Annotated in this window: 6 protein-coding genes; 3 read left to right on the forward strand and 3 right to left on the reverse strand. The window is 31.6% G+C overall.

Features of this window, described 5'->3' with window-relative positions; all coding sequences use genetic code 11:
• Positions 1–145: 145 nt before the first annotated feature.
• Positions 146–2,761, reverse strand: a complete 2,616-nt coding sequence (gene gyrA / locus ACH2BG_RS12535; RefSeq protein WP_395048033.1) for a DNA gyrase subunit A — start codon at positions 2,759–2,761, stop codon at positions 146–148.
• Positions 2,762–3,018: 257 nt separating this feature from the next.
• Here gyrA and ACH2BG_RS12540 point away from each other — a divergent pair, with 257 nt between their 5' ends.
• The 3 genes from ACH2BG_RS12540 to ACH2BG_RS12550 all read left to right on the forward strand — a co-directional run bounded on the left by ACH2BG_RS12540 (position 3,019) and on the right by ACH2BG_RS12550 (position 7,579).
• Entirely contained in the window at positions 3,019–5,574 is a 2,556-nt protein-coding gene (locus ACH2BG_RS12540) for an ATP-dependent Clp protease ATP-binding subunit (RefSeq protein WP_395048034.1), read from the forward strand.
• A 119-nt stretch (positions 5,575–5,693) separates the two neighbouring features.
• Positions 5,694–7,073, forward strand: a complete 1,380-nt coding sequence (gene rimK / locus ACH2BG_RS12545) for a 30S ribosomal protein S6--L-glutamate ligase (protein WP_395048035.1) — start codon at positions 5,694–5,696, stop codon at positions 7,071–7,073.
• Between the two features lie 2 nt (positions 7,074–7,075).
• Complete coding sequence (locus ACH2BG_RS12550; RefSeq protein WP_395048036.1) at positions 7,076–7,579, forward strand: DUF421 domain-containing protein; 504 nt, start codon at positions 7,076–7,078, stop codon at positions 7,577–7,579.
• 34 nt (positions 7,580–7,613) lie between these two features.
• Here the strand turns inward: ACH2BG_RS12550 and ACH2BG_RS12555 are convergent, their stop codons facing one another.
• Positions 7,614–8,468 (reverse strand): neutral zinc metallopeptidase, encoded by an 855-nt coding sequence (locus tag ACH2BG_RS12555; RefSeq protein WP_395048037.1) that lies wholly within the window; start codon positions 8,466–8,468, stop codon positions 7,614–7,616.
• Between the two features lie 44 nt (positions 8,469–8,512).
• The gene (locus ACH2BG_RS12560; protein ID WP_395048038.1) at positions 8,513–12,331 is read right to left on the reverse strand and encodes a PAS domain S-box protein; all 3,819 of its coding nucleotides are present in this window, start codon (positions 12,329–12,331) and stop codon (positions 8,513–8,515) included.
• Between the last annotated feature and the right edge of the window lie 107 nt (positions 12,332–12,438).

The raw sequence follows: 12,438 nt of genomic DNA on the forward strand, positions 1-12,438 counted from the left end.
GCAAATGTCGTTAAAGAGAAAAATAATAATCCTGTAATAATTTTATATTTTGTTTTCATTTTATATGCGTATTAATTTTATTATTAAAAATTTTAAAATTAGGATTTTCAATATCTGTGCCAAACATTAAAAATCCCATTTATATTTATGCTTCGTCATCAGAATCGTCTTCATCTTCTTCAGAATCATCACCTTCTGAATCATCGTCGTCGTCGTCTTCGTCAGCAGTTCCGTCATCCTCAAGAACTTCTAATACTGGTTTTACTCTTTCGATAACTGATTCGATAATGTTTCCATCTTCGTCAACAAGAACTTCTTCTACATCGTCTTTCATTACTTTTGTAACTGCTGCGATAGAATCTTTTCCTTTTAAGTTAATTAATTTTACTCCTTGAGTTGCGCGACCCATTACACGTAAATCTTCTACAGCCATTCTGATGGTTAATCCAGATTTGTTTATAATCATCAAATCATCAGCATCGGTAACAGTATTTATAGAGATAAGTTGTCCTGTTTTCTCTGTAATATTCAAAGTTTTAACACCTTTTCCTCCACGGTTTGTAATTCTGTATTCATCAAGGCTAGAACGTTTTCCGTATCCGTTTTCGGCAACAACAAGAATTTCGCTGTTCATATCGTTTACAGAAACCAGTCCGATTACTTCATCAGATTCGTCTTTAAGTCTAATTCCACGAACTCCAGAAGCTGTTCTTCCCATTGGTCTGGTTTTAGTTTCTTCAAAACGAAGTAATTTACCTGATTTTACTGCTATGATTATTTGACTATTTCCATCGGTTAATTCGGCTGATAATAATTCGTCACCTTCTTTGATCGTAATAGCTGCAACACCGTTTACACGTGGTTTAGAATATTTGTCTAAAGATGTTTTCTTAACTAGTCCTTTTTTGGTCACCATAATCAAATTATGACTCGTCGTATAATCTTTGTCCTTAAGATCTTGTGTACAAATAAAGGCTTTTACTTTATCGTCACTTTCTATATTTATTAGGTTTTGAAGAGCACGACCTTTTGCGGTTTTACTTCCTTCAGGAATTTCGTAAACACGCATCCAATAGCATTTTCCTTTTTGGGTAAAGAACATCATATATTGGTGGTTTGTCGCCACATACATGTGCTCTAAGAAATCGGCATCACGAGTTCCAGCAGATTTTTGACCTACCCCTCCTCTATTTTGTGTTTTGTATTCATTAAGATTTGTACGTTTGATATAACCAGCATGAGAAATTGTAATTACTACATTTTCATCGGCAATTAAATCTTCGATACTAACATCTCCACCTGAATATTCGATTTGAGAACGACGTTCGTCACCATATTTGGCACGCATATCTTCTAATTCTTCTTTGATTAATGCTGTTCTTAAGTTTACATCAGCCAATAAAGCTTTCAAATGCTCGATCAATTTCATTAATTCTTCATATTCAGCTCTTAGTTTGTCTTGTTCAAGACCTGTAAGCTGACGCAAACGCATTTCTACGATAGCACGTGCTTGAATATCAGAAAGTTTGAATCTTTCGATTAATTTTTCTTTGGCTTCATCAGTATTTTTTGAAGAACGAATTAAAGCAATTACTTCATCAATATTATCCGAAGCAATGATTAAACCTTCTAAAATGTGCGCTCTTTCTTCTGCTTTTCTTAAATCGAATTGTGTTCTACGAACTACTACATCATGACGGTGTTCTACAAAATAATGAATCAAATCTTTTAGATTCAACATTTGAGGACGACCTTTTACAAGTGCAATATTATTTACAGAAAATGAAGATTGTAATTGGGTATATTTATAAAGTGTGTTTAATACAACGTTTGGAGTTGCATCACGTTTCAATATATAAACGATACGCATACCGTTTCTATCCGATTCGTCACGAATGTTCGATATACCTTCAATCTTTTTATCATTAACTAAATCCGCCGTACGTTTTATCATATCGGCTTTATTGACTTGGTAAGGAATCTCGCTCACGATAATACATTCGCGACCATCAACCTCTTCAAAACCAACTTTTGCACGCATTACAATACGTCCACGACCAGTTTTAAAAGCTTCACGAACACCTTCGTATCCATAAATGATTCCTCCTGTAGGGAAATCTGGTGCTTTGATATGATGCATTAACTCATCAATCTCGATGTCGTTATTTTCAAGATAAGCTAAAGTTCCATTTATAACTTCGGTTAAATTGTGTGGTGGCATATTTGTTGCCATACCAACTGCAATTCCTGTTGCTCCGTTTATTAATAAAGTAGGAACTTTAGTAGGCATTACTTTTGGTTCATACAAAGTATCATCAAAATTTAACTGAAAATCTACAGTTTCTTTTTCGATATCGGCCATAATTTCTTCCGAAATTTTACGCATTCTAGCTTCGGTATAACGCATGGCTGCTGGACTATCTCCATCGACAGAACCAAAGTTACCTTGACCATCTACTAATAAATAACGTAAAGACCATTCTTGTGCCATACGTACCATAGCATCATATACTGATGTATCTCCGTGTGGGTGATATTTACCCAATACTTCTCCGACAATTCTGGCAGATTTCTTGTGGGCAGATTTTGAAGTTATTCCTAAATCATACATACCATATAAAACCCTTCTGTGAACTGGTTTTAAACCATCTCTTACATCAGGTAAGGCACGCGATACAATAACCGACATCGAATAATCGATGTAAGCTGTTTTCATTTCGTCTTCAATGTTAATTGGTATTAACTTTTCTCCTGTCGACATACTATATTTATGTTTAATTATATAATTTTAAAAATCCTGCTAATATAAGCTTTCTCGATTATTTTTCACATACTAATAAGTAGAATTTTCTTCTTTTTATTAACAATATTAAATCCCATTTTGGTTAATAAATAATACATCATTTAACATTTGTTTCTGAATATTTTTTTGTCAATTAGCTGTCAGTACATTTGATTAGGAATGATTTTTGCTTTTCAATTGATAAATCACTAAATTTACATTAACAAGATATAATTATGGATGATAATTTTTCACCAAGAGTCAAAGATGTAATTACTTATAGTAAGGAAGAAGCCTTGCGTTTAGGTCACGATTTTATTGGTACTGAACATTTAATGTTAGGCATTTTGCGTGACGGAAATGGGACAGCAATTTCTATATTAAATAATCTCTCTATAGATTTAGATCATTTGCGTAGAAAAGTCGAAATACTAAGTCCAGCTAATCCAAACGTAATCGTGAGCAACGATAAGAAAAATTTGCATCTTACAAGACAAGCCGAAAGAGCTTTGAAAACTACTTTTCTAGAAGCTAAAGTTTTCCAAGCTACTTCAATAAGTACCGCACATTTGTTGTTATGTATTTTGCGTAACGAGAATGACCCAACGACAAAATTGCTTAATAAATTACAAATTGACTATGATATAGCCAAAGAACAATATTTAAATATGACACCAACAAATAACGAAGAAAACTTTCAAGATAACTTCCCTAAAAACGAATCTTCCTATGGTGATGATTCAGGACAAGATGACAGTCTAAAAGGTGATAGTTTTAATAATCCTGCCAATAAATCGAATAAGAAATCTAAAACACCAGTTTTAGATAATTTTGGTAGAGATTTAACAGAAATGGCCGAAGAAGGCAAACTCGATCCTGTTGTAGGACGCGAAAAAGAAATAGAACGCGTTTCTCAAATTTTAAGCCGAAGAAAAAAGAACAATCCATTACTTATAGGGGAACCTGGAGTAGGAAAATCAGCTATTGCCGAAGGTTTGGCTTTAAGGATTATACAAAAAAAAGTATCCAGAATATTATTTGGAAAACGTGTTGTAACCTTAGATTTAGCTAGTCTTGTTGCTGGTACAAAATATAGAGGGCAGTTTGAAGAACGCATGAAAGCCGTAATGAACGAACTCGAAAAAAATGATGATATTATCCTTTTTATCGATGAAATTCATACCATAGTTGGTGCTGGCGGAGCAACAGGTTCGTTAGATGCTTCTAATATGTTTAAACCAGCTTTAGCGAGAGGCGAAATTCAATGTATTGGCGCAACAACTCTAGACGAATACCGTCAATATATAGAAAAAGATGGGGCTTTAGAAAGACGTTTTCAAAAGGTAATTGTAGAACCAACTTCGGTTGAAGAAACAATTACGATTTTACATAATATAAAAGACAAATATGAAGACCATCACAATGTAACTTACACCGATGAAGCGATTGAAGCTTGTGTGAAATTAACTGATAGATATATGTCTGAACGATTTTTACCAGACAAAGCTATTGATGCATTAGACGAAGCTGGATCACGTGTACATATAACAAATATTGATGTTCCTAAAAAAATTCTTGAATTAGAACGCCAATTAGAAGACGTTCGTGAACTTAAAAATTCAGTTGTAAAAAGACAAAAATATGAGGAAGCAGCCAAGCTTCGTGATGATGAGAAAAAATTAGAAAAAGACTTAGCAATCGCGCAAGAAGAATGGGATGATGATGCTAAAAACAATAAAATTGTAGTATCAGAAGATAATGTTGCCGATGTCGTTTCGATGATGACAGGAATTCCAGTAAATCGTATTGCTCAAACTGAAAGTAACAAATTAGCTAGATTACCAGAACTTATTCAAAATAAGGTAATTGGACAAAACGAAGCGGTACTAAAAATCGCTCGTTCTATACAACGAAATCGTGCCGGGTTAAAAGATCCTAATAGACCAATTGGTTCCTTTATTTTCCTTGGACAAACTGGTGTTGGAAAAACACAACTGGCGAAAGTTTTAGCCAAAGAATTATTTGATTCTGAAGATGCATTAATTCGTATCGACATGAGTGAATACATGGAAAAATTTGCTATTTCGCGTCTAGTTGGAGCGCCTCCAGGATATGTTGGTTACGAAGAAGGTGGACAACTAACTGAAAAAGTTCGTCGCAAACCATACTGTGTGGTTTTATTAGACGAAATTGAGAAAGCACATCCAGATGTTTTTAACATGATGTTACAAGTGCTTGATGATGGTTATATGACGGATAGTTTGGGTCGAAAAATAGATTTTAAGAATACAATTATCATTATGACTTCTAACGTTGGAGCTAGACAATTGAAAGATTTTGGTCAAGGTGTTGGTTTTGGAACTGCTGCCAAAGTTTCTCAAGCAGATGATAATTCGAAAAGTATTATCGAAAATGCACTAAAGAAAACATTTGCACCAGAATTTTTAAACAGAATTGATGATGTAATTGTGTTTAATGCTTTAGAAAAAGAAGATATTAATTCGATTATCGAAATTGAGTTAAATAAATTATATGCTCGCGTTAAAGAATTGGGTTATTCACTTTCTTTGTCAGACAAAGCAAAGGCTTACGTTGCCGAAAAAGGATTTGACAGACAGTTTGGTGCTCGTCCGCTAAAAAGAGCTATTCAAAAATATGTAGAAGATGTTCTTGCTGAGGAAATTATAACCTCAAAAATTGCTTCTGGAGACGAGATTTTTATGGACTTTGTAGAAGGCGAAACTGAACTAAAAGTTACGATTCAGAAAAAAACTGAAGAACCTACAAGTTAATATTTTATATAATACATTTAAAACCATCTTTTCTTAGGATTAGATGGTTTTTTATTTAAAAAAAACTCTCTTTTACCAATCCAAATATTTACTTTTGATTCATTAAAATAGCACAAAATATGTTAGCACAAAAACTAATTCTAGGAAGCGAAGAATGGTGTTCATTTCCAGATTTGAATATTCCAATTATTAAAGCTCGTGTAGATTCTGGCGCAAAAACATCGGCATTACATGCAGTAAATATTGCACCTTTTATTCGTGATAACGAAAATTGGGTTAAGTTTGACATTAATCCAATTCAGAACAACACTAAAGCTGTCAAGCATTGCGAAGCAAAATTAATAGACAAACGTGTTGTAAAAAGCTCTAGTGGTTACCGAGAACAACGTTTTGTGATACAAACAGAACTAAAAATAGGAGAAGAAACTTGGAAAATAGAAATGACATTGACCAATCGAGATTCGATGGGTTTTCGTATGCTTTTAGGTCGTGAAGCCATGAGCGGAAGAGTTTTAGTCGATCCAGAACAAAAATATTTATTAGGACAACCAACTTTAGAATCGATAAAAACATTTTATCAAAACTCTGAAGAAATAAAAAAAGGACTAAAAATTGGGCTTCTTGCCAGTAATCCCGAATTATATAGCAACAAACGTATTATGGAAGCTGGTGCGATGCGCGGACATGAAATGCATTTTTTAAATATTAAAGAATGCTATATGAAACTCGATGCTACCAATCCCGAAATTCATTATCGCGGCGGAAAAGTATTAGATAATTTTGATGCTGTAATTCCTAGAATTCGTCCAAGTATCACATTTTATGGTTGTGCACTCACAAGACAGTTCGAAGCTTTAAAAGTTTTTTGTTTAAACTCATCGGCTGCCATAACACAGTCTCGAGACAAATTATATTCATTACAATTGCTGCTCAATCACGGAATTGATATTCCAACTACAGGTTTTGCAAATTCTCCTTTAGATACTGACGATTTAATAAAGATGGTTGGTGGCTCGCCACTTATCGTCAAATTATTAGAAGGAACACAAGGAAAAGGTGTTGTTTTAGCAGAAACAAAAAAAGCGGCCGAATCGGTTATAAACGCTTTTAAGAGTTTGAATGTTAATATTTTAGTACAAGAATTTATCAAAGAAGCCAACGGAAAAGATTTGAGATTATTTGTTGTAGATGGTAAAGTGGTAGCTACAATACAGCGCGAAGCTTTGGCAGGAGAATTTCGTGCCAATATTCATTTGGGCGGAACGGCATCGGTTATAAAACCAACTGTCGAAGAAAAGAAAATTGCAATAAAAGCTGCAAAAGCCATGGATCTTAAAGTAGCTGGTGTAGATATTATTCGATCTTCAAAAGGTCCATTATTATTAGAAGTAAATTCGTCTCCTGGATTAGAAGGTATAGAAGGTGCTACGCACAAAGATATTGCGGGTGAAATGATTTTAGCTATTGAGAAAAATTTTAAAATTAAATTTACTTTTTAAAAATGAATGAATATCTTGAAATAATCATACGAAGTATTTCTGTATATTTTTTTATGCTAATTGCGCTAAGAATATTTGGCAAGAAAGAGTTATCTCAACTAAACACGGCCGATGTCATTCTTATTTTACTTATAAGTAACACTGTACAAAATGCTATGGTTGGTGCTGACACATCGCTTGTAGCTGGAATCATAGCTGCTTTTGCATTATTCTGCATCAATTTTATTTTTAAAAAAGTAATGCTAAAATCTTCATTTATTAGAGATTTAGTACAAGACAAACCAGAAATTTTAATTCACAACGGAAAAACCGAATACGAAACGCTTGCCCGATTAGGAATTACTTCCGATGAACTTGAAGAAGCCATTCGCGAACATGGTGTTGAACATTATAATGAAGTAAGATTAGCCATGTTTGAAATAGATGGGAATATTAGTATTATTTCTGGAAACGAAAATTTAAAACAAACAAAACACAAACGAAGAATTCATAAAACGTTGAGTTAGTTTGATAATAAAGTGATTTTTTTAATAATTACTATTAATTCATTTCTGCAAAAGTATCACCTTGACGAATATCGCCAGTAGTGTAACCTTTCATAAACCAATATTTACGTTGTTCTGATGTACCATGAGTAAAGGATTCTGGAACAACCTGTCCTTGTGTTCTACTTTGAATAGCATCATCACCTACCGCTTGAGCTGCGCTTAACGCTTCATCTATATCATCTACATCTAAATATTGTTGGTTTTGTTTTGCCCAAACTCCTGCATAAAAATCAGCCTGAAGTTCTAATGCTACCGATAATTTATTAGCATCTGCTTCGCTCCTACTTTGTTGTAATTGGCTCACTTTTCCTGAAGTTCCTAAAATATTTTGAATATGATGTCCTACTTCGTGTGCAATAACATAAGCAATTGCAAAATCACCGCCTTTTGCTCCAAAACGCGTTTGAAGTTCTTGAAAGAAAGCCAAATCCATATATACCTTTTCGTCACCTGGACAATAAAACGGTCCTGATGCTGATGAAGCTCCGCCACATGCGGTTTCTACTTCGCCTGTAAATAAGACCATTTTTGGTTTTCTGTATTCTATATTATTTTCGGCTAAGACTTTTGTCCAAGTATCTTCTGTATAAGCAAAAACAGTTTTAACAAACTTACCAACGGCAATATCTTCTTCAGATAATGGGGTTTGTTGTACCTCTTCTGTTTGTTGTCCTTGATTAAATTGTTCTAAAACAGGAATAAACTGCTGCGCTTGCTCTCCTCCGAAGATATTAAGCAACAAAATAATAATTCCTAAAGCACCACCACCAGCAATAACTTTACCACCTTTAGACATTCCTCTTCTGTCCTCAACGTTATCGCTTTCTCTATTTCCTATCCATTTCATAATTTAAATTTTAAAAATGTTTATACAAATATACTTTTTACTTTTTATTGTAACCACTTCAGTAATATATTTTCAAAAACTTCTTTTATAATTGGTTTCGAAATGTAATCGTTCATTCCTGTTTCTAGACATTTTTCTTTTTCGCCTTTTATTGTACCAGCAGTTAATGCAATTATTGGAATTATTTTATCTGTTTTTCTTATTTTTTGAGCAGTTTCATATCCGTTTAAAATTGGCATTTGAATATCTAATAATATAATATCTGGTTCGACTTCTAAATATTTATCTATTCCTAGCTGACCGTTTATCGCTTCATAAATTATTGCATTGGGCATTATTTTTTTTACTAATGTTCTGGCAAGTAACATATTAATTTTATTGTCTTCTACGATTAATACCTTTTTATTCAAATTAAAAACATCATTTTTATAATATTGTCCTACATCTTCGTATGCTACTTCAATATTATTTATGTTTACTTCATTGGCTTTGTAATAAGAGAGATCAAGCTTGAAGAAAAAAGTGCTTCCTTTTTGTAAATCGCTATTCAATTCTAGCTTACTATTCATTAATCCTAAAATATTATTTGAAATGGTAAGTCCCAAACCTGTACCTCCAAAATTACGTGTTGTCGAGTTATCTTCTTGCGAGAATGCCTCGAATATTTTTTTGTGATTATCTTTCTTAATCCCTATACCACTATCTATTACGGAGAATTTAAGTACTACATTTGTTTCTGTTTTTGATTCGACTAAAATATGTAATTCGACTTTTCCTTTGTTTGTAAATTTTACTGCGTTAGATAATAGATTTAGTAAAATTTGTTTTATTCGCAAAGCGTCAATCGAAATATACTCAGGAGCTTCTTTGTGTATAGTTAAATTTAATGAAATGTTCTTCTGTTCTGAATCGAAACGAATAATATCGATTATTTGATTTGCAAGTTCATACAGATTTACAATTTGATAATCAAGTTCTAATTTTCCTGTTTCAATTTTTGAAAAATCTAAAATATCATTTACAACTTGTAACAAAATATTTGCCGATTGATTTACTGTTGCTGTATATTCTAGCTGATTTGCATCTAGTTTTGTGTCTTGCAATAAATTTGAAAAACCTACAATTGCATTTAGCGGAGTTCGAATCTCGTGACTCATATTTGCTAAAAATTCAGATTTTGCTCTGTTTGATGCTTCGGCAAATTCTCTAGCTTTAATTTGAGATTCAATAGTTTTTTTCTCGGTAATATCTATTAGAATTCCTTCAATAAATAAGACTTTCTCATCTTTTTTAATGGCATCACCAAATTCTTCTACCCAAATATATTCTCCAGTTTTTCTTTTCAGTCTATATGTTAAATGAAATGGTATATTTTTAAGTACTGCATCTCTATTTAGAGAATCTACTTTTTCTTTCTCTTCAGGATGAACTAAATCTATTAGAAATATCTTATTTTCTAAAAAATCAGATTTATCGTATCCAGTAAGATGTTCAATCTCATCATTAACATATAGTTTAGACCATTTTTCGTTATTTTCAGAAAGGTAAACTGTTCCTGGAATATTATTTGCTAATAATTTGAATCGTTCTTCACTTTCTTGCAACAAAGTTTCATTTTCAGTTCTTTCGATTGCTGTGGCAATATTGTTTGCTAAAATTTGTAAAACTCCAACTTCATCTTCAGACCAAGTACGTCCGTGAGTACAATCATCAAAACCTATTGACCCATAAAATTGGTTTTTAACAAATATAGGAAATATGAGGATAGTTAATATCCTCTGTTTTTCTAATCTCTCTTTTATTTTTTGATCTTTAACGTCCTTAATAAAGGTACTATATACCTTGTTATTTGAAATATAATCTATAAAAATTTCATTTTCAGAATGAGGCATATTTTGCAACTCTGGATTATTAATTTGAGGTTCGATATTTGTATTTACCCATTCGTTTTTTTGGCTCATTGTTTTTTGCAACGGATTATTTTCAAAATAATAAATTCGATCTACTTTTGTAGATTTTGCTACTATAGAAAAAACGTCTGTTAGAATTGAGTAAATATTATTACTCTTCAATAAAATCTCAGTCGATTTGGCGATTGATAATAAAATTTCTGATTTCAAAGCCAATTTTTGTTCTGTTTCAATACGTTTTTTAAATTCAACAACTAATGAAATTATATCAGCTATGGAACGTGCAAAACTAACATCGTCTGTATCCCATTTTCTAGTTTTTCCTGCATTTTGCAAACATAATATTCCTACTTTTTCACCGTTTGCAATAACTGCTACATCAATCATCGATTTTATATTGTGCTTATTGTAATTATTGACAAATTCTTGAACATAGTTATTATTAAAAACATTTTCAGAAATAATAATATTTTCTTCCAAAATTCCTTCAAAAAACTTGGGACAATCTGATTTTAGGATTTCTTCTGGGTTTGAAAATGCATTTTTATTTAAATCATATAGGCTTTCACAGGTAATTTTATCATTCAAATAATTCCAATAACTTATTCGATTTATACCTGAACCTTCAGATGCATATTTTAGTATTTTATTAATAATTTCAGAAAAAGAATCATCGTGTGTGTATCTATTTGCTATTAAATTATTAATGATTTTATTATAACTCTCTTTTTTTTCTTGTCTATTTTTTTGTTCAATTTCTAGTGTTTTTATAGATGAAATATCTCTTGCAATTGCGAGATGTCCTATAATTTTTCCTTTAGCATTTCTAGATAAAGTAACCTTTTGCGAAACCCATAATTCTTGTCCATCTTTTTTTATTATTGGAAATTCTATATAGGGAAATTCGTCATTAGTAAATGAACAATTTATATAAAATTTTGTGACTTTATCTACATAATCTTTATGCACAAATACCGAAAAATGCTTTCCAATTCCTTCTTCTATTTTATATCCTAATAATGTTTCGGAAAATTTATTTATAAACGTAAAATTACCATGTCTGTCTGTTTCGTAAATAATATCCGAAGCCGATTCTATAAGATTTTTATATTGATTTTCGACTTCAATTTGCTCTGTCACGTCTTGACCTATTCCTAGATATAAATCTTCTGAATATTTTGAATCTTTCCACTGAATAAATCTATAATTACCGTTTTTACATTTTAATTTTCTAGTGTATAATTTTGGACTTATTTCATAGTCAATAGTTTTAAACTCTTTGTCATCTGTTAGTTTCCAAAAATCAAATCCTTTAACTTCATTAGAAGTATAGCCTAAAATACGACTTATATTTTCGCTACAATAGATGACTTCTCCTTTTTTATTGACTGCTAAAACAAGGGAAGTGCCGTTATTTACAATGTTATCAGCAAAAAGGAATTTGTCTTTCGAATTAAGATTTGTAATATGTCTTATATGATTTAATACCGTTATTAAAACTGAAAAAGATAAAAACACAACCGCTTCTTTTCTTTCGATAAATTCGAAAAAACATAACGAACTAATTGCAGTTAGAACTGAAGCAACAAATATCCAGTAGTATTTAAAAACCCTAAAAACATTATATGATAAGAAATACATAACTGCAAACTCGATTGCAGATGAAATACTTGTTGGATATTTTACTATTTTGAAAATAGTGGATATTCCATAAAGTATATAAATAACAACAAAAATTACTGCTATATTGTTATATATGTATTTATATTTTTTGCTGAGAAAATATATTAATAATAAGACAAAACCCGTTATAAGATTAAATTCTAACGTATTTATTTCTCTAACACCCGTAAATTCGATTACTAAATCTATTATTGGAATTGTTATTCCTAGAAATAAAAAATATAAGCTAAGTTGTTCGTTTGTAGATTCAATTTTCGAGTAATTTTTCACAAAATCTTTATTGTAATTGGAAGACTTTATAAAAAGAATATTTATTAGTAGATATAAAATTCCAATAGCACTAAGAATAAACCACCATTTATAAAAAATAGGTTCTT

Origin of the sequence: Flavobacterium sp. (genome assembly GCF_043779715.1) — a bacterium.
Classification (GTDB): domain Bacteria; phylum Bacteroidota; class Bacteroidia; order Flavobacteriales; family Flavobacteriaceae; genus Flavobacterium.

Excerpts from the sequence above, each read along its gene's own strand:
- gyrA (WP_395048033.1), bottom strand. The coding sequence starts at position 2,761 with ATGTCGACAGGAGAAAAGTTAATACCAATTAACATTGAAGACGAAATG.
- ACH2BG_RS12555 (WP_395048037.1), bottom strand. The coding sequence starts at position 8,468 with ATGAAATGGATAGGAAATAGAGAAAGCGATAACGTTGAGGACAGAAGA.
- rimK (WP_395048035.1), top strand. The coding sequence starts at position 5,694 with ATGTTAGCACAAAAACTAATTCTAGGAAGCGAAGAATGGTGTTCATTT.
- ACH2BG_RS12550 (WP_395048036.1), top strand. The coding sequence starts at position 7,076 with ATGAATGAATATCTTGAAATAATCATACGAAGTATTTCTGTATATTTT.
- ACH2BG_RS12540 (WP_395048034.1), top strand. The coding sequence starts at position 3,019 with ATGGATGATAATTTTTCACCAAGAGTCAAAGATGTAATTACTTATAGT.